This is a genomic window from Salipaludibacillus agaradhaerens, from assembly GCF_002019735.1.
Lineage (GTDB): Bacteria > Bacillota > Bacilli > Bacillales > Salisediminibacteriaceae > Salipaludibacillus > Salipaludibacillus agaradhaerens.
The window spans coordinates 1509469-1533998 of the sequence record NZ_KV917378.1 but is presented as its reverse complement, the minus strand read 5'-3'; the positions used below and the strand labels follow the sequence as shown (position 1 = coordinate 1533998).

The following is a 24530-nucleotide window of genomic DNA, read 5'->3' as shown; positions in this document are numbered from 1 at the left end:
GTTATCAGGTGAACAAGAGAAAGGATATACATAAGAAGTTGCTTATGCATTTTAGTTTTTTGACAACTAGCACGATTTTTTTGCAAAACTTACGTATTCCAAAGGAGTGGATTAATGTGATAGCGAAAAGTGAAAAAGAGGTTCTATTATTGGAGAGTGACGAAAACTTTAAATCATTGCTTAACATCATTGACTCTATCCCTAGCAGAAAAAGAAACATGTCCGTTGAAACTCATGAAAGAGATAAGAATTTTCGCGATGTAATCATGCATTTATATGAATGGCATGCTATGTTGGAAAGGTGGTATCGAGAAGGGATGGATGGAGATACCCCATTTATCCCAGCAGCTGATTATAAATGGCGAGATATTAAGCAACTTAATATGCAAATTTGGGAACGTTATCAAGATGTTACGTTAAATCAGGCTCTAAAAAAAGTGACGTTAAGCCATGAAAGAGTGATGGACCTCATTAAATCACATACCAATGAAGAAATCATGACAAAAAAATATTATAAGTGGACAAAAACAAGCCATTTATACAGCTATTTTTCAGCAAACACGACTAATCATTACATATGGGCGATAAAAAAATGTGACGCTATTGCAAAAGCTATCTTAGAAGGAGAAAAGGCCAAGGTCGTACAATGAAGTTATTAAGCTCGTTGGGTTATTTGCTTCAGAGGATAAAGAGGAATTCTATCAAAAATATGATTTTATAGACTACACACCGAATATGACAGGCATGTTTAAAGTAAATATGAAAAAATAGGTCTGGTCGTTTACACGGAGTGCGAAAAAAACAAAATTGTCGTTGTTTCAATTATGAAGCAGTTTAGTTGTATGATAACGGCGGCATTACTTTCTTTAGAATAAAAACGTTTTTGAAAAGGGTTTTATCACAGTTAACCGTCTGAAAACACCCGCGTCAAAATAGAGAGGAGAGCAAACTCTATATAGGCGAGAGATAACGGTCGCTAAAGCCCTGATTCACTCAACTATGAATCAGTGGAGAAGAACCACCACTGATTGAAGGTTTATTTTATAGGTTAAAATCAGGTTAATAATTTTAAAAATTTTGGAGGTTTTATGAGATTCTTATGGTTAATTTTCACTTTAATACCCGCACCATTTTTGTTTCATTTTTATGAATATGGGCAACATGTTAGGCAGGTAGAAGCTTCTTTTCTATTTTTAGGTTCATTGTTGCATGTTGTAATAACGGGTGTCCTAGCTGGTCACATAAAATATCGCTACATTATTTTGATTAATATTATTACAGGAATTTTATCATTATTTCTGGCTATCTATTTAATTCCTGATGATGGAGATTGGTTTAAGCCATTAGGTAGAGACTTAACCATTATATTTACTGCAATTGTTTTCTTAATAGGACAATTATTAGTTAGTTTTGTTTCGAAAGCCTTTTTTTGCAAGGAAAGATGACTAAATTTTATTATTATAACAATTGTGTTAGTGAAATAATCAACATAAAAAGACATGGAGATGATGTCTAAACTTTTTACATATACGCTGTAGTTTATCACAGCTAACCGTCCGAAAACCAGTCGCTAGAGTCCTTTGATTCACTCAACTATCAATCAGTGGCAGAAGAACGAAAACGCCCAATGATTGATAGTTTGTTTTGTGAGAAAAAATGGGTCCAACAATGTTTATGAATAAATGACACAAAGCATTTAAAAGTAGTGCTATGGCAATGGTTCTGCAAACGATCCACAGTGTTAAATAAGCATGCTACAATTTTTAACAAAAAATGTGTTGGATTGTTGATAGACTTTCATAAAAGCGTTATTTATATTAAAACATAAGAGGAGATGAAGATATGATTGGTATGACTATTCGCCTTTTACGTAAAAAGAATAAAATGAGTCAAGAAGAAATCGCTGAGAGAGTACATGTGTCTCGCCAAACCGTAGCGAAGTGGGAAAATGACGAGGTTTTACCTGATATTCAAAAATGTAAATTGTTAGCTGATTTGTTTGACATCACATTGGAGCAATTGGCTGATGATATGAGTGAAAAGGAAGTAGATCAACTGGCACCAAAAGGTAAACATTTCTTTGGTGTGGTAAAGGTGGGGGAGCGAGGACAGGTAGTTATTCCAAAAAAGGCACGAGATCTGTATCACATTCAGGCAGGTGACAAACTTGTCGTTTTAGGTGAAGATGCGACAAAGGGAATAGCACTCTTAAAAAGCGAGCATTTCCTAGAGTTTGCAGATATGATACGTCATTTTGAAGTGGCAGAAGGGGAGTTAGAATGAGTAAAATCGTTTTCTTTTCAATTCCTGCACATGGTCATACGAATCCGACACTGCCTGTTGTATCAGAGCTAGTTGATCGTGGCCATGAAGTACGATACTACTCTTTCATTGAATTTCGAGAAAAAATAGAAAGTTGTGGTGCTAAGTTTATTCCGTGTGATACCTTTTTACCCTCGATCCCCCAACAAGAATTAGAACGAAAAGTAGGAAAAGACTTTGCTGCATTGATTGAAATGATTGCAGATACCACCGTCGCCTTAGAGAAGGAGATAAGTGCGGAGCTAAGAGACTATCAGCCAGATTGTATTGTATCTGATTCATTAGCCTTGTGGGGGAAATTACTAGCGCAAAAGTTGGAAATTCCATACATTTGTTCAACGACAAGTTTCGCGTTCAATCAGTATACGGCTAAACTAATGAAACCTGGTGTAAAAGAAATATGGAGAACAATCATTGGAATAAGACGAATTAATAAAAAAATAAAAATGTTACGAACGCATGGATATGAAGTGGATAATATGTTGTCCATTATTCAAAATGATAATGAAACGGATACGATTGTCTTTACATCAAAGGATTTTCAGCCAATGGCGGAAACTTTTTCGAATAGGTATGCCTTTGTGGGTCCTTCAATCCGAAAGTCGTCTCGCGTTTTTGAAACCGTCACTAACAAAAAATTGATTTACATATCATTAGGAACAGTACTTAATCAGCATGTTCACTTTTATCAAAATTGTATAAAAGCTTTTACAGATAGTAACTATGATGTGATTATGTCTGTTGGTGAAAAAACAAACATTGCCTCGCTTGGTACAATACCAAGCAACTTTACTATCCAACACCACGTCGACCAGATTGCCGTTTTACAGAGGGCAGATGTATTTATGACACATAGTGGTATGAACAGTGTAAATGAAAGTTTGTATTCCGGTGTACCGATGGTTTTATATCCGCTACATAGTGAACAGCGGTTAGTGGCCGATAGAGTCGTTGAATTAGGAGCAGGTATCAAATTAAAAGGATATCATGTGAAACATTTGACTAAAACAGTAGAAGAAGTGCTTACGGATCCACTATATCAAAAAAATGTAGAGAAATTGGCTAAAAGTATACAACATGCTGGCGGTGCTAGAGAAGCAGCTAATGTCATATTGGCTAAGGCGGCTGAACATGAATCAGTCGTAGAATGAGAGCTGACACCGTCCTTGGAGACGCTCGCTCTGCTTTTCGTTGCTCATATCTACCGTAGACTTAATGTCCGGTAAACAATTATGGTGCTCTTAGAAAAAGATGTTGATTCCCACCTGGGATCGTGAGGATTGGGGAATCAAATTAAGAAGCAGATCTGAGAAATAGACGGAAAAAGTCCCCTTAAATAGCCATTAGTCACGATAATAGCTTAAAATAGACGGAGAGATTCCGCCTATTGCCTTGAAAAATCTGAAAATGAATCGTTTTGCTTTGCATAACCGGAAAAACTCCCCCTATATTCCGTAAAATGAGCTCTGTTCTGCATCTAACCGAAAAATATCCGCTTATTTTACTTTCACCAATGACCCGACTATTGACAAGACTTCTTGCCTAAATGTGAAGATATTAAACCGAGGTTTTTATTAATGACAACCTTGTCCTATAAGGACTTTATTTTTTTACTAATATTATCTGGTTTTAATCTTCCTTTAAAGTTAGGTTATCCAAAGAGAAAATTCTGTGAGTTAGGTGGTAATCCGTACAAATCCCTCTTTAATCGGGTATTTTTTTATTTGGTCTTAAACAACTTGAATCATTAAACTAAAAATGATTCAAGTTGTTTATCCAATGCTAGTGATAAATTTTTTAAATAATAAATGACAGTAAACATGACTTTAATATATGGTATATTTAGGAGATTGATAAATAAAGAGAAATGATAGTTCACGTGATATTTACGAACAAGCACCAAAAATGGTGATGAAACTAAACAAGGTAGAAAAGCTGAAACAATCAGCAAGTGGAAATATACTAAAGAAAATGCAAACTAATAAAAGAACGAATTAAACCAAGTAGGTTTAAATTTATAAAGTGAGGTATATGAAATGGTGCTACATCGTTTACTTACTGGAGAAACACTTGATCAGTTAATCAATCAAGTTGACAGAGAGAAGCACTTACTTTTTTACAGCTATTTAACTCAGCGAAGGGGAAAGGCTCAGTTCATTGGACAATATGTCGATGATCATTTGACTGCTGTCTTAGCTTATATCAGTGAATTGTCCTTTCCAGCCTTTAGTTTTTACTGTATAGAACGGGAAGAAGTGCTGTTCCCTGAACTAATAATGTTTGCGAGAGAGGCATACCGCCTTAATGACCATGTGACATGTGGTACGATCCTTTGTGAACATGACCTTCAGCTATTTCAATCTTATGGTCTTATTACAGGTACACCACAACGTTTTTTAACCATGAAGCATGTGGACCAAGAAAAGCTACTGGCATCTCATAGAGCGGAAGACGTTAAAGTAGAAGAGTATGATGAGGTCGTACATTTTCTACAAAATGAGGGAATGAGATTCTTTACGAAAAGTGAAATTGAGCGTTTCCCTTTCCTTGTTATTAAAGACGGAAAGAACTTCATTGCTGTAGGTGGCTTTCATTTTTATGACGCTCAACTTGTGGAAATTGGGAACATTGTTACGAGGCAAGCTTATCGTGGCAAAGGGTTAGGCAAGCTCCTAACAAGCCAACTTACACGTCTAGGTAAACAACGTTCCACAGATGTTTACCTTGGTGTATTATCAGAAAATGAACCTGCTGTAAATGTATATAAAGGCTTAGGCTATGAAACGACAGCTGAGCGATCGATTGTTGATTTTAAATTAAAACCAAATTATAAGTGCCATTCGTCGGCAAACTAAGGGTTTGTTGCTTAAAAAAACGAGCTTGTTGCGTAAAAAACAAGGATAGAAGCTGAGAAATTGGAGTCTGTTGCTGAAAATCAAGCATCCAATGCTGAAGCCAAGGTAATCCGTCATCAACATAAAAAAGAAAAGCCGATGACGAGTCATCGGCTTTTTCTAACAGATTTATATAACCCCTTGAGCAATCGTTGCTTCGGCCACTTTGATAAATCCAGCAATATTGGCCCCAGCTACGAGATTGCCGGGAGCATTATAATTCTCCGCAGCTTGCATGCTTTCTCTGTAGATGTTTCTCATAATATCATGTAGCTTGGCATCCACTTCTTCAAAGGTCCAAGCAATACGAGCACTATTTTGTGCCATCTCCAATGCTGAGACTGATACGCCTCCTGCATTAGCCGCCTTCGCAGGGGCAAACAGTACCCCATGATGTTGAAAAAGATGAACAGCTTCCAATGTTGAAGGCATATTAGCCCCTTCGCCCACTGCTTTTACACCATTAGAGACTAATGTATTAGCTGCTGTTTCGTCAATCTCGTTCTGTGTTGCACAAGGAAGGGCAATATCGCATGGTAAAGACCAAATGCCTGAGCAGCCTTGCACATAAAGAGCATGGGGGTACTCATCGACGTAGTGGCTAATTCGTTTACCTTCTACTTCCTTCAAACGTTTTACCGTCAATAGATCGATGCCATTTTTATCGTAAATATAGCCACTTGAATCACTACATGCTACCACTTTTGCACCTAGCTGTATCGCCTTTTCCATAGCATAGATGGAAACATTTCCTGATCCAGAGACGACAACCGTACTGCCGGCAAAGCTGAAGCCGTTATCTTTAAGCATTTCCTCTACGAAATAAACCGTTCCATAACCTGTTGCTTCTTTTCTAGCAAGGCTTCCCCCGTAACCAATACCTTTTCCAGTCAACACTCCCGCTTCAAAACCGCCGCGCATTTTTTTGTATTGGCCGAACATATAACCGATTTCTTTGGCCCCTACACCGATATCGCCTGCAGGCACATCCGTATCCGGTCCAATATATTGGCTGAGTTCAGACATAAAGCTTTGGGTAAAACGCATAATTTCTCCGTCACTTTTTCCTTTTGGATCAAAATCAGATCCGCCTTTTCCACCACCGATGGGCTGGCCTGTTAATGCGTTCTTAAAGATTTGTTCAAATCCGAGAAATTTAATAATACTTGCATTGACAGAAGGGTGGAATCGTAAGCCACCTTTATAAGGGCCGAGAGAGCTGTTAAACTGAACGCGAAATCCGCGATTTACTCGTACATTTCCGTCATCATCTACCCATGGAACACGAAAGGAAATAAGTCTTTCTGGTTCTACGATTCTTTCAAGTACTGCTTGCTTAATATAATGCGGGTTTTTTTCTAGAACTGGTAGGAGTGAGTCAAATACTTCCTTTACGGCCTGGTGAAATTCGTTTTCGTGTGGGTTACGCTGGATCACAGTGTCATAAACCTTTTGCACATATGCTTGAACGTCCGTAGCATATGTGTAATTCTCTTTTTCTAATGTTTTCATATACGGCCTCCCTAAACTCCCCTTAAACCAAACATATTATAATGAAATATACAACAATGGTTTTCCCCACCATGCTAATTGTCATTCATGCGGTACAAGGATAGATTTCTACTTGGGAGTATTTTATAATTAAACAAATCATCTAATCAATATCAATAATTGATAAATTTAATGCTTTTTTCAGATTGATATAAGGGTGGGGTATTATGGAATTAAGGCAATTAACGTATTTTATGGAGGTAGCTAAACGGGAGCATGTTACTGAGGCGGCAGCGGCTCTACATGTGGCTCAGTCTGCTGTTAGTAGACAGATTTTTAATCTGGAAAATGAATTAGGTGTTGACCTATTTATTAGAGAAGGTAGACGCGTGAAATTAACACCAATTGGAAGGGTTTTCTTGGAGCGTATAAATCACGCTATGAATGCACTAGATGATGCTAAAAGAGAGGTTCAAGAGTATTTGGATCCGGAAAAAGGGACGATTCGCGTGGCGTTTCCCATCAGTCTAGCTGCTTATACTTTGCCGACAGCCATCTCAGCGTTTAGAAAACAGAAGCCGGAAGCTAAATTTCAATTAAAACAAGGCCTTTATCGAGAGTTGATCGATGGTGTTATTAAGGGAGATTATAATATGGCTCTCATTGGTCCTGTCCCGATGGAGGAAAAGAAAATTAAACGAAAGATTCTATTTACTGAAGAAATTGTTGCGCTTCTCCCCATGTATCATCCACTGGCTGAAAGTAAGATAATCCATTTAGAAGACCTAAAAGATGATCCATTTGTGTTGCTGCCGGAAGGATTTGTCTTTCGTGATATTGTAATTAAGGCGTGTTCTGAGATAGGCTTTTATCCGAACATTGCCTTTGAAGGTGATGATATCGATGCATTGAAAGGGTTAGTGTCAGCTGGACTAGGTGTGACATTAATGCCAGAGGTCACCCTCGTTGACAGCACGCCTCGTTCAACGGTGAAAATTCCACTGAATGAACGGAGTGTGACCCGAACAGTCGGTGTCATAACTCCTACAGAACGAGCGCTCTTACCAATGGAAGAATTATTTTATGCTTTTTTAGAGGAATTTTTCCTGAAAAGTTGGAGGACATAATAATATGTTTCCAATACGAGGTGGTAGGCTCAAAATGAGCTATCACCTTTTTTTGTGGAAAATCTAGGCTAGAGCAATATGCATTTTATATAAGAAAATTATTAAGAAAAAATATAACTAATCGAAAACTCTCATTAATTTAATGTGCCCGTGGAAATGGGAATCCGCAGTTTGTCAAATTAAAAATTCAAATCATTATTTCTTTAGGAACAAAGGCATGTAATACAAGTCTATTTCAGTGTGTAAGCCTTGACATAAAATATGTATGGTGTATATTTTAATTAACCGAATGTTTGGTTGAGGATTGTAGGAGGTCAGAGAATGCCTAAAACAGATGGTGCATTAACAAAGGAACGTATTTTACAAGTGGCCGAAAAGCTATTTTCACAAAATGGTTTTGATGGTACGAGTGTTGATAAAATTGCCAAGGAAACAGGCATTAATAAAGGCTCTATCTATTACCATTTTAAAGATAAAAACGACATTATTGAGTCATTATTTCAAAATATCATTCAAGATGTTGAAGAGCATCTTAACATCGCTAATAGAGAAAAAATGGCTGATGGACAATTAAAGCTCGAAGATAAAATTAAAGCTGAGATAGACTATTTGCATTGTAAGAAAAGTATGTTGTCTATCCTTTTGATGGAAGCTATGAAAGGTGGCGCGTCGTCGGATCACCTGTTTAAGTGTGCCGAAGTCATTATTGCTAATGAACATACGAATCGTGACAATCATCAAGACGAAAAGAAGTTAACGAAGGAAGAGCAAGACAGCATCTTTGTCTATGAATTTTTTACGGGAATCATCCCCCTTCTTTCGTTTATCACCTTAAAGGATAAATGGAGCACCTATTTTAATATTGATGAGGATAAGTTGACAGATTATTTTATGGAAGCTTTTAAAAAGACGCATTTAAAATAAACATAGCTCAACTTATTTTTTTAACATTTTAATTAACCGAACGTTTGGTTAAAAAAAGAGGAGGAGAAAACATGAAAGTTTTTTTGACAGGAGGAACTGGTTTGTTAGGTAGTCATATTGTTAAGGAGCTTCTGGATAACCATCATCAAGTAAAACTTTTAGCAAGGTCGTTGGAAAAAGCGCGAAGATTAATCCCCGCAGGTGTAGAGATTATCCAAGGAGATTTAAGAGATGTCACTAGCTTTGTATCTGAACTAGAAGGGGGTGATGTTTTAATTCATGCAGGTGCTTACTTTACTGAATTTTTTAAGAAAGGTAATGTAGATAACGCTTTATACGAAATTAATGTAAAAGGAACAAACCAATTATTTCAAGGGGCTTACGAAAGAGGAGTGCGTCACATTATTTACGTTAGTTCAACGGGAGTGTTAGATACATCGAGTGGGGAGGTAGTTGATGAAAATACACCTTACGACGAGACGACTAATAACCCTTACTTTAAAAGCAAAATTGAGGCAGAAAAAATGGCAATGGCATTTAATAAAAAACATCCTAATTTAAGATTTATCACTGTTATTCCTGCTATTATGATGGGGCCAAATGATCATGGGGTGACACGAATGGGGGAATTTGTAATAAGTTTTTTAAAGGAAAGTCTGCCCGCTATCCTCCCTGTGAAAACGGTGATTGTAGATGCTAGAGATGTGGCCAAATCAATTGTAGCTGCAATTGATAAAGGTAGGAATGGAGAAAGGTATATTATTGGTGGGAAAATTTATGAAGTAAAGGACGTTGTGAGTGCTCTTTCTGACATATCAGGAAAGCCTATCCCTAAACGTACACCTAGTTTTAAGCTAATCATGTTAATGTCTGCCATGATGACAATGAGGGCAAAAATAACTGGAAAACCGTCACCACTACCAAAAAGAGATGAACTTAAAAAGCTGAGAAACCAAAAAGAATACTCTTCTATGAAGGCAAAAGAGGAATTGGGCTTAACTTTCAGACCTCTTACGGCAACACTCTCTGATACTGTTAGCTGGTTTGAAGAAAATGACTATCTTAACTAGAATAAGCGACTAGGAGGGGCTTTATGAGCTATTTATTACCGCCAGTATTATTTATTCTTTGCATCGTATCAATGATAATAGGCCATATTCTATTTCCAATAAACTTTTTTATTCAAGTTCCGTACAACCTTTTTGGTGTTCTTCTAATTTTAATAGGAGGGCGGGCCACTTTACAAGGGGCCCGATTGTTTAAAATAAAAGGAACAACAGAAATGACGTTTAATGAACCAGATTTGCTAGTGACGGAAGGTTTATATAAAAGGACTAGAAACCCAATGTATTTAGGCTTTTTGATAATGCTCCTAGGCCTTGCCGTTGTATTGGGAAGTCTCTCTCCTTTCATTGTCGTGGTGGGATTTTTTATAATTACAAACTTTTGGTATATCAAATTCGAAGAGAAAATGCTGGAAGAAAAATTCGGTGAAACCTATCGTGCTTACAAAAAGAGTGTTAGGAGATGGCTTTGAAATCAACATAAGCGGTATTTAAAGTGAGAGAGCTAGCTTTTAAATGGTGTCCATCCTATACAATAGGTTTGTTATTAAGCTGTTGTTTAGTCAAGGCGTTAATGTATTTATTTTCAACACTATTAATGATAAAGATAGGTATCTTGTTAGTTCAGATGCAAAGGGTATGTGAGAAAACTATAAATGTTTATATTGTAATAAAGATAATTCTCCATCAGCATTTTTTAGTAGTGTTTGTTCTTACGATGAGGTGCAACATTTTTTTAAAATCTATACGAGTTCACTCACTGGCAGCACTAATAGTTGGATATACATCGATGGTTACATTCCCTTGAAGTGCTCGACTAATCATACACACTTTTTCCGCGTTGTTAGCAAGCTTATCTGCCAGCTTAAAATCTCCATCGTTGACACTAGATTTTAATACGATGTCTGGGCGGTGAATGATTTTCTTATAAGTAATGGTACCGTTGGTAACGTCAACTATGCCAACTGATGTCATCGTTAAACTCACTTTATCTAATTGGCTGCGTTCCATCATAGCCGCTAATGTAATGATGTAACAGGTAGCGGCTGCACCAAGCAGCATTTCATCAGGGTTAGTTCCTATCCCTGGGCCGTCCATTTCAGGTGGGATAGACACTTTTGTGAATAGGTTTGCTGTTTCAATTTCACCTACATCATTACGTAAACCAGGCCAGTTTGCTTTTAAATGAAATCGGTGCTCTGCCATTTTTCCTCCTTAGGTGTTGCAATAGTAATTGTATATGGTTATGAGAATAGTTAATTTTGTTTAAACCTGCAAAGGAAGTTTATTAAATGCTTGTATGTTTTGTCAAATAGAAAGCATGACCGCAGTAAGTATGCTTCCTTATTAGAAGGCACAGTCAGAAATGTTAACTGAGTATTAAAACTAGTTTATCGTGAGCTTAAATTAATCTGGCTTGAAAGAAGAGGGGTTAGAGGAATGGGAAACTGTGTGGCTTAATCATCTCTTATGTTTACTATAAAAATGCTGAACTCAAAAATAATACCACATCTCATAAAGATGGCATTGGTTGTCAAGCGATATGGGCAAATATCGTGTTATCTTGTTTGTGAGGAGGTGCTTATCATGCACTCATGGGAACAGATTCAAAAAACTGTCGATTATATTGAGGAACACTTGTCTGAAGAAATTAAAATTGAAGGACTGGCCAAAAAAGCGGCCCTATCACAGTTTTATTTTCAACGTCTCTTTAAGAGGTTGGTCAAGAGATCTGTAAACGAGTATATAAAGCTAAGACGTCTTGCAAGAGCGTCTGAAAAATTAGGAGATCTCAGTAAAAGGATTATAGACATCGCATTAGATTTTGGGTTTTCATCGCACGAAACGTTTACTCGTGCTTTTAAGGAAGCATACGGCATAACACCAGAAGAATACCGTACTCATCCTGTTCACCTTAATCATATTATGAAACCTGAATTACTGTTAAAGTATACGGTGGTTGATTTAGGTGTTCCTCTGATTACAGACAGCATGGTTCTAGAAATAAAACGAAAGACACTTGAGGTAGCTGAGACATATATCGGTTTGTCCGGTCAAGTTTTGATCTCTCAAACACCAATTGGAGAAACCACTGGTGTTGATGAGCCTGGTCAATTATGGGATACCTTTCACAGCATGGTATCACACCTTCCAATACTTAAGCCAGATGGGAAAGAAGTAGGCGTTTCTTCTATGGGTGATGATGGACAAAATACATTTACTTATTTTGTTGGGGGTGAGATGAGCGCTACTTCTTATGATGCTGGAGAGTTTGTGACATGGTCGTTACCCCCTGGGGAGTATGTAGTATGTTGTTTTGAGGCAGAAAACTTCCAGTTATTAACAACTTCAGTCCTAAGTAAAGCGATGAATTACCTTTTTGGCACGTGGCTTGTTAACCATCAGTTGGCAACACACCCTTTCTCAGTAGAAAAATATTATAAAACTAACTCGGATGTGGCATATATGGAAATATGGGTTAGACCAGTAGGAAAGTAATCTCGTTCTAGATGAGAAATTAAATAGTTCGGATTAATTTGTCATTTGAAAAAATGATATTCCAGAAAGAGACGGACAAACTATGAATTAAGGCTAGTAACATTGGGAACTGAACTTTAATAAACGGATGGGGGATATATTGATCATTGGTGATTTGTAATAGATTATAATTAGTAAACATTATAATGGTATTTCATGAAAAGGGAATAAATATATTTATTTAGATGTTGAATTCTTCCATCTATTAAATCAAAAGCGTCAGTAAGGACAATTTTCTTTCCTGACGCTTTTTTAGCTTGATAATGTTGCATGATTCAATTTTTTTCAAGTTGACAAGAAATAAACATACACCGCTCTTAAAGTGATAACGTGGGTTAGTCTTCCATAATGGTAAACCTATTTTTTCCAAATGATCGCCCCTAAAACGCCCGTGTCAAAATAGAGAGAAGAGAAAAATTTAGATAGACGGGAGGTGCAATTTCAACGTGACTCAACAGTTGAATGCCTTTAAGTAGAGGAATGTCCTTCTGAAGTCCTTAAAATAATGGAAGCCTGCACAGCTCAATACTTTATTTACCTCTGTCATAAAACGAAGCTTCAATCAGTGGAAGTTTTTGGTCATCTCCCAAATATCTAATTAAATATTCACGAGCTTGGAAAATCATGTTAAGCTAAAAAGGTATTAAAAGGGACTGATGGAAAGATATGATCCGCACATTTAATTATTGTTTCGGAGGAGGCTATACTATGGGGAATCATATTTTATACATAGAGGATGACAATGAGGTAGGAGATTTAGTAAAGCAAAACTTAATAGATAATGGTTATGAATTGACATGGTTAAAATCAGGCAACCAATTTGATCGGTACCTTGATAAGGTAGAGATGGTTATTTTAGATATAATGCTTCCAGGGTTGGACGGTTTTACAGTAGGACAAAGAATAAAGGAAATGAATGAAACTATTCCTATTTTGTTTTTGACAGCAAGAACGGCCATCGAGGATAAACTCAAAGGATTAGAATTCGCGGATGATTATTTAACTAAACCTTTTCACCCGAAAGAACTTCTACTAAGAATTGATATTTTGCTGCGTCGATTTGAGAAAGTAACGTTAGACGTTGTGTATATTGACCATTTAAAAGTTGATTTAAAAGCAAATCAGATTTTTAATACTGAAACGAATGAAGAGATTTTTCTAACTGAAAAGCAGTTTAAAATTTTTCATTATTTATTAAGAAATACAAATCAAATTTTAACGAAAGAACAAATTTATTCCAATGTCTGGAACCAGCCGTATATTGAGGGAGATAAAACGTTAAATGTACATATCCGTTATTTAAGACAAAAAATTGAGAAAAAGCCAGAGGACCCGAAAATCATTCAAACGATTCGCGGACTCGGTTATAGAGTGAAACAGTGAAACTATCAACAAAGTATATCATGATCATTTTGTTGTCGCTTTTTATCTTTCCGATTTCTTATTTAGGTGTGAATTTCCTTTACTATTCCGTTATTATGCAGTTAGGCAATTTTACGTCTGAAGAGTTTTATGAACAGGATGAAATAGAAGAAGAATGGAACAAGCAAGTCACTTCCCTAACAGGAATGGCGAACGATGATGTGATAGATCATCTAAAAAGTATTGATTTGTTCCCTGAATCTATGATTTTTTGGCTCAGTGATGAAGGAGATTTGCTCATGTCTGACGGTCAAACCGAGGACCTAAATGAAAAATGGCGTGTATCTGAGACGATTGCATATATGAAGGCAGAACAAGAGGATGATTATTTTACAACATTTTCTTATGTAGAAGGAGCGGAAAATAGTGGCTATGCCTTGCTGAGAATTCCTCAAGCTTATATTGGATCAGAGTGGGAAGTTCTTCGAGACCGTTATTCGTTTGTCTGGTTTATTGCTTTAGGGTTAATTTGGTTTCTCTTTGTTTTCATTTCTTGGGTGTTCTTTAACCAATTAAGGAAAAGACTTGTGAGAATTCAAAAAAACATGGAGGTCAGTAAAAATCAGCTCGTTCCTTCGGAAATGAACGTAGAAAAGGATGATGAAATCGGTCAATTAGAGCACTCATTTAACAGAATGGTAAAGCAATTAAAGGAGAGTAGAGAAAAAGAAAAAACGGAGGAGGTCATTCGTAAGCGACTCATTGCTAATTTATCGCATGATTTACGTACACCGTTGTCTATTATAAATGGTCACTCCCATAAATTAAATCAGTACGAATTAAATCCGAGAGCAAACGAATCACTTAAAATTATCAATGAAAAGGTTAACTTTATGGCTGAACTAATTGATAACTTGTCGTCGTACACTGTACTAAGTGAAGGGAAACTACCAATTAATAAACAATCATTGAATATTACAACAGTCGTCCGCTCGTCTATCATCGCTTGGTATCCTATTTTTGAAGAGCTCGGGTTTGATATTGAGGTAGATTTGACACTGCCGATTGAATGGGAAGTTGATGAAACATGGCTGCGGAGGGTTCTAGATAATCTGTTTCAAAATGTGCAACGGCATGCAAGGGAAGGAAAGTATATCGCTGTGAAAACGATGAGAGAACAAGGTACCTCTGTTTTAAAAATATGCGATCACGGTCCGGGCATGACAACGCCTTCGAAGTTAAGTGGTGCGGGGATTGGACTATCGATTGTAGATATGATGTTGCAGCAAATGAACTTAAAGAAAACGGTTTCTGATAAAACACTAGGGACGACAATTACGATTCAGCCTATCGTTAAAAAGACAGGCAGTGAGTAGTGAAGGTTAACTGAGTCTCTAACTTGATATGTATATGAACATGTACGTTAAATGTGTATCCGTAAGCAAGATGGATACACACTTTTTTTAATTTGGGCTACAGGGGACGGTGTTTTAATCTATTTTTAACCTAGAAAAAGGATAGAATTTAACCTTGCCTGTTTATACTTAACTTATAAATGGAGAGGAAGGTAAGGTGTCATTTATATGGAAAATATATTAAAAGTAGAAGACTTGACGGTGAAAATAAAAAAGAAAACGGTTCTTAGTGAGGTCAACTTAAATATTGAAAAGGGAAAGATTTATGGCCTTTTAGGCCCTAACGGTGCTGGAAAGACGACACTTTTAAAAGTTTTACTAGGTGTTTTTCGCCCGACGTCAGGCACCATTACTTTTCAAGGACAAAATTTATATGATCATCCAGATAAGAGTTTAATAAGTTCGATTGGCAGTATTATTGAATTTCCTGGTTTTTATGACAATTTAACATTGATGGAAAATCTCCTTCTTCATATGAGATATTTAAATCAAGATTTGTCAGAGGCCCACATTTGTTCTTTATTAAAAAAGGTTGGTCTTTACAAACATAAAGAGAAGTTATTTTCTGAAACGTCATTAGGTATGAAACAGCGGTTAGGTATAGCGAGAGCCATGGCTCATCAGCCAAAACTGTTGTTACTTGATGAACCGACAAATGGGTTAGATCCACACGGAATAAAGGAAGTAAGAGAGATGCTTATCCAAGAGGTAGCAAGTAAAGGAACGACGGTGATTATTTCCAGTCACTTACTGAATGAAATTGATTTGATGGCGGACGACATCATTTTTATGAATAATGGCAACATTATTTTTGAAATGGCTATGAATATGGTGGATCGGACAAAAAATTATATGTATAAGCTGAGTACACCTTTTGATTTACAACCAGAGCTAATGACAGAACTTCATGGACAACGGATATTTCAAGAAGAAGATTACGTAGAATTTGTGTCCCCCTTTGGACAAAGGGAGGTCAAGGTGTTACTGGAACAATATAAGATTCCAGTTATAAAACTAGAAGTATTCGAGCTTTCATTAGAAGATTTATATTTAAAGCTATTATCTAGAGGTGAAGAATATGAACTTACTTATTAAAAATGAATTAACCAAATTAAAACGTTTGAAGATGGTGTATGTTATTTTAGTCGTCAGCTTTTTACCTTTTTTGATCAATACAGCTGGCATGTTAATGATGAGTGGCGAGATGGATGCAGGTAAATACTATTATTTTGTGTTTAATCAATATGCCATTCTTTTCCCTACACTTGTATTCATTTTTACTGGCTTCTTTTTTTACACTGAATTTCAAAACAGGACGACATTAAATTGGATCTCGTATCCGTTTCATAATTTCAGTCTAATGGGCTCGAAGATGATTGCTGCCTTTATATTATTACTAGGGACAGCTATCTTAAATCATGTGATCCATCTCGTGACTTTGTGGGTATTATTTAGAACAGAAATCCAGTTAATGACGGTTGTTACCCACTTTTTCACCTCCTTTCTGTTTTCATTTTTAATATTGCTGATTATTCCAGTTGCGGCATTATTGGTGTTTATGACAAGGAATATTCTCAGCGTAGTGATTGCAGGTGTTGCATTTATTTTCGTTACGACGATTTTACTTGGAGCTGATTTTTCAATTATTTTCCCTTTTTCATTTGCCTATCGCTTAAGTATCCAATTTTTTGATTCATCGATGGGATACGGTAGAACTCAGCTAGAATTGTGGGGAAGTGCTATCTTTTTTGCTTATATTGCGACCTCCTTATTAGGATTATATAAATATTCGCAAAAGACTAGAATGAGTTGATGGTACGAAATCAGGAGGGTATTAAACGTCAGCCTCACATTCTATGAAGTGTTAAATACATTCAATAGAGAGGAAGGATTCTAATGGAAAAAATAACATTTATTATCGCCATTATTTCATTGGGTGGAGCGCTGGCAGTTTTTATTGCTAACCTTCTTAACTTTGGACTCAAAGGAGGTATATTGAATAAAGGACGTAAGTCTACTAAATGGGTAATTGGGTTATTTATTGTTTATATTATTAGTTTTGCAATGTTTATTTTTATTAGCTCCAATTAGATTTATACGAATAAAAAGTTTATTCGGTATGGAAATTTTAGTGAGATACCTTATACAACGCAATCGTGAAAGGGACAGGGAAGATTTCTTCTCTGAACCTAGCTTCAAAGTGACTTAGTACAGGCTGAAGTAACCTGTACATGATATGCTAAATCATTCATAGAGTGATATGTTTCTACTTTTTAGATAAGATCTCTTGTTGATAAAGAGATGAATAATAATTAAGGAGAAAAATATTATGATAAATATGCTTTTGGTAGATGATCATGTATGTGTTGTGCAAGGTCTCAAGTTATTATTGGAGAAAAATAAAACAATGGCAGTAGATATTGCGACGGATAGTAGAAATGTTCTTGAACGAATTGGAAACGTTGATTACGATGTTATTCTACTCGATTTATTCATGTCCTATTTAAATGGCTTTGAGTTATCAAAACAAATTTTAATGAATGATCCTGATAAAAGAATCCTTATTTTTACAGGGGGCGATATATCTCAGTATTTCAATGTACTGATGGAAATTGGGGTGTCTGGATTCATCAGCAAAGAAGCCTCATATGAAACGGTCATTAATACGATAGAATGTGTTGTCCGAGGTGAAACAGTTCTTCCCACTCAACTGTTTAAGCAGCTAAGACGAACAGAGCCAAAAGCTGAACTCACTACTAAACATGGTTTAAGAGATATTACGTTAAAGGAAAGAGAGCAGAAGATTATTCTATCTATTTCTGAAGGCTTAACGAATCGGGAAATTGCCGATAGACTTCTTATTAGTCAACGAGCAGTAGAATATTCGTTGACAGAGATTTACCATAAGTTAGGCGTAAAATCTAGAACGGAGGCTTTAAGTAAGGCAAATAAGTATTCGCTTATTACGTTAAAAGAAATCCCTAGCTAGTCTGCCATGTAATTTAAAAAAGGTATTAAGTAACGTTTAATCAAGTAAAATCATTGGAACGATGAATTTACCTTTGAGGAGAGTGAACGATTTTTTAGCGTATCTAGTGTATACAATGGTTAATATAACAGCAGCGAGATGTCGTGTTTCTGCGGTATCTTGCTGTTATTTTTTGTCGTTCATCAAATAATCGAGGGAGAGGTAGGTGGGGCACGTTTTTATTTCAGATGCAGCTAATCAACATTCAGTAATTAACGTGAAAAGGTTAATTTAGTGAAAGGACGCAAAATATGCTTCGGTAAACCAGTTTATAAATGCGTATAGGCGAAGCAATATTTTCGCTGACACAACTCTATAAATCTATTAAAGTTGAATTAACAGAAAATAGTAAAGTTTTTAAATAATTAAAGGAGGTGATAAAGATGGAAGAGCTATATGCTATTGCTGGAAATGTAGCAGAAGAGATGGAAGAGATCTCTTTGAATTCTGTTAGCGGAGGAGCTGACGTTCAAGGGATTTCCCAAGGTAATGATGGGAAATATTGTACCATTACTTGGGAATGCAGCATTTGCCCAACTCACACATGTTGGTGCTAGTAAGAAATCATACTTAGGCTCCATACACATCATAGCAAAAAAGATCCACCTAGTATTGCAAAAGACGATAGAAGGGGGCTTCCCCCTTCTTCATTAAAAGGAGTTGATAGATTTATGAATAATATGCTGAAAATCTTAAGATGCGGCGAGAAAAAGGAGAGCGGAGCGGCTCAAGACGCAAGCCTCTTAGATCGTAATATTGACATTGTATACAAAGGTGATACACAACTCGCCACAGAAAGCTTACATAATGTTTTATCTATTAATTCTTTAGAGAGAGTCCGTCGCCTTTATAACACTGATTTACATAAATATACATTTAAATTGAACGTTTATCAACGTTTAAAGCAAGAAATAGCCAATCAAGAAATAGATCCTAAAGAGCGTTCGGAGGATATTTTATTTCATACATTTGCTTTAAAAATTACCTCCTATTTTATAAAAAAATTAACGGTTTCAAATCGCTATCAAGCAGCCAAACATAATTTAAAAGATGAAAGTCAATTTTTAAAGGATGTCTCTACTCAGTTTCAAAAGCAAATTTTAAAAACTTCTTATAGAACGCTTGTATTGGACTTAAATATAAATCGCGAAAATGGGAAATTACAAGGGAATACTAAAGAAGAGAAGTATCGCTATTATAATCATATCCTTTTAAACGATTCCGAGTATTTAAATTCATTTTTTGATTTTTATCTAGGTCTTTTAAGAATTATAGCCAATGAGATAAGAAAATTTAAAAAGTTTATAACTGAATTACTAACCAGATACGACCATGATAAATTGGAAATTTCCGCAACACTCTCTAATCAAACTGAAATTGAACAAATTGAAACGATAGAAGTAGGATTGGGAGATGCGCATTCGGATGGTAGGAAAGTAGCCCAAGTCATTTTAGAGAATAGCGTCTTGATATATAAACCACGCAACTTAAATATCGATTTACTTTACGAAAAAATAGTCGTTTGGCTCAATGAAAAGGTTGATGGTGATCAATACCAGATCTCTACTCCTAAAGTGATAAGTAGAAAAGAATACGGTTGGGTTGAATTTATCCATTATGAAGAATGTTCAGATGAACAAGATATCAAAAACTTTTATCGGAGAATGGGTGGACAGATAGCTCTTTTATATACACTGAACGCCGTAGATTTTCACTCGGAAAACATTATTGCCAATGGTAGTTTCCCAGTACTAGTAGATTTAGAATCTCTATTCCATATTCCATATGAACATTTAAAGACCGATACAGAAAGTGCCTATGTGAAAGCTGAAAAAAAATTAAATTCTTCGGTAAGGACGTTAGGGTTACTTCCATTTTTCTTTGGTAAGGAAAATGTTGATATTAGTGGAATAGGGCGAAAAGGTAAAGTGCAATCATTTATCAAGCTTCCGCAGATTAAAAATCCTAACAAAGATGATATGAAAATTGAGAGAGAATATGTCAGCATGGACTCCTCATCCAATCATCCTAAATGGAATGGTGAGTTTGTTTATGCACAAGATTATGTTAGTGAAATAAAAGATGGATTCGCTAAGGTGTTTGAAACTATCTCTTCATATTCTGAGGAAATCTTAAAAGTTATTAACGACTTTTCGGACGCTGTATTTGTACGATTCATTCCAAAACCAACTGTTAAATATGCTTCTTTTCTTGAGTTAAGTTTACACCCTCGTTTTCTCCATAATGCGATTGATCGTGAGGTCTACTTAGCAAAGATTTGGGAAGAAATAAAAGTGAATGAGAATTATATTCCTTTAGCCAAACATGAATACAGTGATTTGATAAATGATGATATTCCTTATTTTAAATTACCTATTCATTCTAAAGACTTGTTCACGTCGAGAAACAAAGTCATAGCAGACTATTTCACACATTCCCCATTTGAGCTTGTGCGGAAGAAAATAAATGGATTAAGCAAAGAAGAGTTAGATTTTCAACTAGAAGTCATTGATTTATCGATGCTGGCATCAGGAGATGACAGACAGAGAGAATTAAAGAAATTTGTTACAAAAAATCCTGAGGACTACAAGAAGCCATTTCATTCCCAGCAGTATTTTATTAAAAAGGCTGAGGAGATAGCAGAGCATATCTACTCACAATCTTTTAAAGGGACTAATAATGGTAAGCCTAACTATTCCTGGCTAAATTCAACCCCTGTAGGTGTAGAGGAAATTCAATGGAATCTCGTTCCGATGGGGGACACAATGTATGACGGGTTGTCGGGCATGGCGATGACGTATCTGTCATTATGGATTGTGACTAAAAAGCAAAAGTACTTAGATATAGCAATAGACATTGTAGAGGATATAAGTGTTAGATTTAAAGATTTAGAGCTATCAGAGGAAAGAAAAACACATATCTCCGTTGGTGCTTTTTCTGGAGTCTCCTCTATCATATATATGTTGATGAACTTTTACATTGCAACGAAAGAAAAGAAATATAAAGAACTTTCATTGGAGTTAACAGATAAGATTACAATACTAATTGAACAGGATAAAGAATTCGACATTATCGGAGGGGCAGCTGGCGCAATAACAGTTTTAATAAGTTGTTATGAGTGGACGAGAAACGATGTATTTTTAAAAACGGCAGCGCAATGCTGCGAACATATTATGAACAATGCAGTAGACATTAATCAGAATGAGATCTCATGGGTTGGTGTAGCGGAACAGCCTTTAACTGGCTACTCTCATGGAAATGCCGGCATCATATATTCGCTTTCATTGCTTAATAATTACTTAAAGGATGAAACCATTTCTGAAGTGATTATGAAAGGGATGAATTACGAGAATAATCAAATGGTTCAAGACAACTGGATTGATCGAAGGAAACCGATTGAAGAAGCAGCCACTTCTGCTTGGTGCCATGGCTCTCCAGGTATTTTATTGAGTCGGTTAGGTCTCGCCGTTTCTCATGAGAAGAAAATATCCCAGCAAGCTGAAATTGATATGAATATGGCGAGGGATAATATATTCTATGATGGTTTTGGGCGAGAACATAGTTTATGTCACGGAGATATAGGAAATGCCGCAATATTAATTGCCTATGGGCGGGAAACAAACCAGCCTGATGTGGTCGAAATGGCCCAAAATTTAATGTTGGAAAGCTTACAAATTGGTGAAGAGAAAGGCTATAAATGTGGCGTTGGAAGGGAAGTAGAAACCCCGAATTTAATGGTAGGAATGGCTGGGATTATCTATGGAGCGCTCTTTGCATGTGATGAACGAGTTCCGAATATTCTGAGTTTGAAACTCGATAAAATAGAGTAGCCAAAGGGTGCATATTATGAAATTGTTAAAAAAGAAAATACCAGTGATTCTTCAAAAAAGCAATTATGATTGTGGCATCATATGCTTTGCGATGATCATGAGTTGGGAAGAAGGTTACCGTGTTGATCCAAGAAAGTTAAAACAAGATAGGAAGCAGATAGGACGTGAAGGCACTGATTTACTTTATCTAAAAACTTTGGCGAAGACGCATGGTTACGATTTAAAGGCTTTTAAAGCCCTAAATTTAACGGAAAAAATAGCGGAAAATGCACTTAAATGTCCGATGATTGTTCACTGGAAAAACAACCATTTCGTCATTATTGAAAAAATTAAAGATAATACTATTACTATCATTGATCCGGCCGCAGGTAGAAAAACGATTTTAGCAGAAGAATTTGAACGAGATTATAGCGGAGTTGCGATTAAACTTACAAAGAAAGACGCAGCACGCTCTCATACTAAGTTAAAAGGTGTTTCCTTAGTTAATAAAATTAGGAAATATTTACTTCAAGAAAAGAAAATGCTCGTTTACATTATTCTCCTTTCATTTGTTTTTCAATTTCTCAATTTAATTACACCTTTTCTCACGCAATATGTGATTGACGCTTTTATGGACAATAAACAAACCGCTATACGCTTGGACTTGTTAGCCATATTAGGAGTATGCGTGACCATCCTATTTTTTGGTCTATCAATTCTCAGAATGTATTGGATAATCAAGCTTCAAGTTTGTATTAACAAAGGATTAACGAATCAATTTATTAAAAAAATATTTTCTTTGCCTATGAATTTCTTCGAAGTAAATTCTTCAGGTGATATTGCCACAAGGATTAATAATATAGCAGTTATAAGAGAAATAATTTCAAGATTAGCTTCAACACTTATTTTAGATATCAGCTTATTAATTGTTTTTTGCGGAGTTATGCTCTATTATTCTCCAACATTATCATTGCTAGTATTTATAGGCGCTGGATTACAAGTGTTTTTCACCACATTTTTATTGCCGAGAATTGAAATGTTCACAAAACAAGAAGTAAACAGCCAAGCCAATTTTCAAAGTCAACTCGTTGAAATATTGAGATCTATGACATTTATCAAAACCGTAGGAGATACAAAATCGATCGAAATGAGAATGAATCAATTATTCAATGATCAGATCGGTCATTTTTCAAAAAGGATGAATACTTCGGCTTTACTTGGAGGAGTTTCGAATTCTATTAATTTATCATTACCATTATTTGTTTTAATTATCGGTATAGCGATTGGCATGCAAAACGGGCTCACGATTGGTACCATAGTTGCTTTTGCCACAATTGCGGGAAGATTTATGGCACCATTAGGTTCGATTATTGGTAGTTTAGAATCTGTCAAGATGGTTGAAGAAATGGTCGATCGAGTGGAATATGTTCTTCAAGAAGAAGATGAACAAAATAACGTTGAAAGTCATGCAACCTTTAATCCTGCTACGGATGATATTACGTTCGAGCACGTACATTTTAGCTATGACAATGGAGAAGATATTCTTTCAAATATTAGTTTAGTCATTCATCCAAAAGAGAAGATAACGCTCATCGGTAAAACTGGAAGTGGAAAATCAACGCTATTCAAACTGATTGCAGGTCTTTATCCAGCTACAAAAGGCTCGATATACTTCGGTCCTCATAACATCAAGGATATTAATTTAATGAAAATAAGGGAAAATATTGGGTTTATTGTACAAGATGTGAGTCTTTTTAATGAAACCATTATGAATAACATTAAGTATTTCAACGATTTAGTTTCTGATGATGCTGCAATACAAGCGGCAAAGGATGCATGTATTCATGACGATATTGAACGTCTTCCAATGGGCTATCACACGGTAATAGGAGAAAATGGCGTCAGCCTGTCTGGGGGACAAAGACAAAGAATTGCTATTGCGAGAGTTCTAGCCAAAGATCCAAAAATTCTTCTCATTGATGAGGGGACAAGCAACCTCGATAAGGCGACGGAGAAAGAAATATTGTTTAACTTATATAAAAGAGATATGACCGTGGTTTCTATCACCCATCGTACAGATTCAATAAGCGAGTATGAATCCATTTATGAATTAAACAATGGCATGTTAATTCAATTAAAGTCGAGAGATAAAAAACAATTAGTATAACCTATATCACAGATAACCGTTTGTATAACGGCCGACTCAAAATAGAAAGAAGAGTTAAATCTATTTAGGAGAGAGATAACGGCCGCTAATATCCTGATTGAAGGTTCGTTTTATTGAAAGGAGGTGAGAACATGAAAAGAGTTAACGGAATTGAAGAAATTTCTGAAACAGAGCTTAAGAACCTTGCTGGTGGATCTAATGATAACCAACCTGCAACGTGGACAATCACAATCCCGATTTCAGCTGCTGCTTGTCCAACAACACAATGCGCTTCAGTAGTAAAACCGTGTAATGGCTAATTTTAGATACTTAATGAATATCGGGTGTGATGCTTATCACACCCGATAACCATTTAAAAGGCTGTACTATTGAAAGAAGGAGGGGACATC

Annotated in this window: 22 protein-coding genes and 1 pseudogene; 21 read left to right on the top strand and 2 right to left on the bottom strand. The window is 36.0% G+C overall.

The features are described 5' to 3' along the window. The first annotated feature begins 116 nt into the window (after positions 1–116). From BK581_RS07410 to BK581_RS07390, 6 genes and pseudogenes are all read left to right on the top strand, one after another. On the top strand, positions 117–650 hold the full coding sequence (locus BK581_RS07410) for a ClbS/DfsB family four-helix bundle protein (RefSeq protein ID WP_169837601.1): 534 nt from the start codon (positions 117–119) through the stop codon (positions 648–650). Between the two features lie 13 nt (positions 651–663). Beyond that, positions 664–771: pseudogene (locus tag BK581_RS20260) on the top strand (GNAT family N-acetyltransferase); the annotation flags it as partial. 317 nt (positions 772–1088) lie between these two features. Beyond that, a complete protein-coding gene (locus BK581_RS07405; RefSeq protein ID WP_078577568.1) occupies positions 1089–1445 on the top strand; it encodes a hypothetical protein in 357 nt (118 codons plus the stop codon). Between the two features lie 397 nt (positions 1446–1842). Next, entirely contained in the window at positions 1843–2283 is a 441-nt protein-coding gene (locus BK581_RS07400; protein WP_078577567.1) for a helix-turn-helix transcriptional regulator, read from the top strand. Continuing rightward, positions 2280–3473: a macrolide family glycosyltransferase gene (locus BK581_RS07395; RefSeq protein WP_078577566.1), complete on the top strand. Its 1194-nt coding sequence runs from the start codon at positions 2280–2282 to the stop codon at positions 3471–3473. Before BK581_RS07400 ends, BK581_RS07395 begins: the two co-directional genes overlap by 4 nt. Before the next feature lie 885 nt (positions 3474–4358). Then, the gene (locus tag BK581_RS07390) at positions 4359–5177 is read left to right on the top strand and encodes a GNAT family N-acetyltransferase (RefSeq protein ID WP_078577565.1); all 819 of its coding nucleotides are present in this window, start codon (positions 4359–4361) and stop codon (positions 5175–5177) included. Positions 5178–5345: 168 nt separating this feature from the next. Here the strand turns inward: BK581_RS07390 and gdhA are convergent, their stop codons facing one another. Then, positions 5346–6728, bottom strand: a complete 1383-nt coding sequence (gene gdhA / locus BK581_RS07385) for an NADP-specific glutamate dehydrogenase (protein ID WP_078577564.1) — start codon at positions 6726–6728, stop codon at positions 5346–5348. Between the two features lie 206 nt (positions 6729–6934). Here gdhA and BK581_RS07380 point away from each other — a divergent pair, with 206 nt between their 5' ends. From BK581_RS07380 to BK581_RS07365, 4 genes are all read left to right on the top strand, one after another. Then, positions 6935–7834, top strand: coding sequence for a LysR family transcriptional regulator (locus tag BK581_RS07380; protein ID WP_078577563.1), 900 nt, complete (start codon positions 6935–6937; stop codon positions 7832–7834). 321 nt (positions 7835–8155) lie between these two features. Continuing rightward, complete coding sequence (locus tag BK581_RS07375; protein WP_078577562.1) at positions 8156–8758, top strand: TetR/AcrR family transcriptional regulator; 603 nt, start codon at positions 8156–8158, stop codon at positions 8756–8758. Between the two features lie 71 nt (positions 8759–8829). After that, complete coding sequence (locus BK581_RS07370) at positions 8830–9828, top strand: NAD-dependent epimerase/dehydratase family protein (RefSeq protein ID WP_078577561.1); 999 nt, start codon at positions 8830–8832, stop codon at positions 9826–9828. A gap of 23 nt (positions 9829–9851) precedes the next feature. Further along, a complete protein-coding gene (locus BK581_RS07365) occupies positions 9852–10295 on the top strand; it encodes a methyltransferase family protein (RefSeq protein ID WP_078577560.1) in 444 nt (147 codons plus the stop codon). Positions 10296–10575: 280 nt separating this feature from the next. Here the strand turns inward: BK581_RS07365 and BK581_RS07360 are convergent, their stop codons facing one another. Then, positions 10576–11028: an OsmC family protein gene (locus BK581_RS07360; RefSeq protein WP_078577559.1), complete on the bottom strand. Its 453-nt coding sequence runs from the start codon at positions 11026–11028 to the stop codon at positions 10576–10578. A gap of 381 nt (positions 11029–11409) precedes the next feature. Here BK581_RS07360 and BK581_RS07355 point away from each other — a divergent pair, with 381 nt between their 5' ends. From BK581_RS07355 to BK581_RS20095, 11 genes are all read left to right on the top strand, one after another. Further along, entirely contained in the window at positions 11410–12321 is a 912-nt protein-coding gene (locus BK581_RS07355; RefSeq protein ID WP_078577558.1) for an AraC family transcriptional regulator, read from the top strand. Between the two features lie 747 nt (positions 12322–13068). Next, positions 13069–13743 carry a response regulator transcription factor gene (locus BK581_RS07350; protein ID WP_078577557.1) on the top strand — a complete coding sequence of 225 codons (675 nt, stop codon included), beginning with the start codon at positions 13069–13071 and terminating at the stop codon, positions 13741–13743. After that, entirely contained in the window at positions 13740–15098 is a 1359-nt protein-coding gene (locus BK581_RS07345) for a HAMP domain-containing sensor histidine kinase (RefSeq protein ID WP_078577556.1), read from the top strand. The genes BK581_RS07350 and BK581_RS07345 overlap by 4 nt, the downstream gene beginning before the upstream one ends. Before the next feature lie 207 nt (positions 15099–15305). Beyond that, positions 15306–16232 (top strand): ABC transporter ATP-binding protein, encoded by a 927-nt coding sequence (locus tag BK581_RS07340; protein WP_078577555.1) that lies wholly within the window; start codon positions 15306–15308, stop codon positions 16230–16232. After that, complete coding sequence (locus tag BK581_RS07335; RefSeq protein ID WP_078577554.1) at positions 16216–16950, top strand: ABC transporter permease; 735 nt, start codon at positions 16216–16218, stop codon at positions 16948–16950. Before BK581_RS07340 ends, BK581_RS07335 begins: the two co-directional genes overlap by 17 nt. Before the next feature lie 83 nt (positions 16951–17033). Further along, a complete protein-coding gene (locus BK581_RS07330; protein ID WP_078577553.1) occupies positions 17034–17228 on the top strand; it encodes a hypothetical protein in 195 nt (64 codons plus the stop codon). Between the two features lie 238 nt (positions 17229–17466). Next, complete coding sequence (locus BK581_RS07325) at positions 17467–18126, top strand: response regulator transcription factor (RefSeq protein WP_078577552.1); 660 nt, start codon at positions 17467–17469, stop codon at positions 18124–18126. A 422-nt stretch (positions 18127–18548) separates the two neighbouring features. Continuing rightward, a complete protein-coding gene (locus BK581_RS07320) occupies positions 18549–18722 on the top strand; it encodes a plantaricin C family lantibiotic (protein WP_078577551.1) in 174 nt (57 codons plus the stop codon). A gap of 114 nt (positions 18723–18836) precedes the next feature. Beyond that, complete coding sequence (locus BK581_RS07315) at positions 18837–21995, top strand: type 2 lanthipeptide synthetase LanM family protein (RefSeq protein ID WP_078577550.1); 3159 nt, start codon at positions 18837–18839, stop codon at positions 21993–21995. A gap of 16 nt (positions 21996–22011) precedes the next feature. Next, positions 22012–24141: a peptidase domain-containing ABC transporter gene (locus BK581_RS07310; RefSeq protein ID WP_078577549.1), complete on the top strand. Its 2130-nt coding sequence runs from the start codon at positions 22012–22014 to the stop codon at positions 24139–24141. Positions 24142–24272: 131 nt separating this feature from the next. Beyond that, on the top strand, positions 24273–24440 hold the full coding sequence (locus BK581_RS20095) for a class II lanthipeptide, LchA2/BrtA2 family (RefSeq protein WP_169837599.1): 168 nt from the start codon (positions 24273–24275) through the stop codon (positions 24438–24440). Positions 24441–24530: the final 90 nt, after the last annotated feature.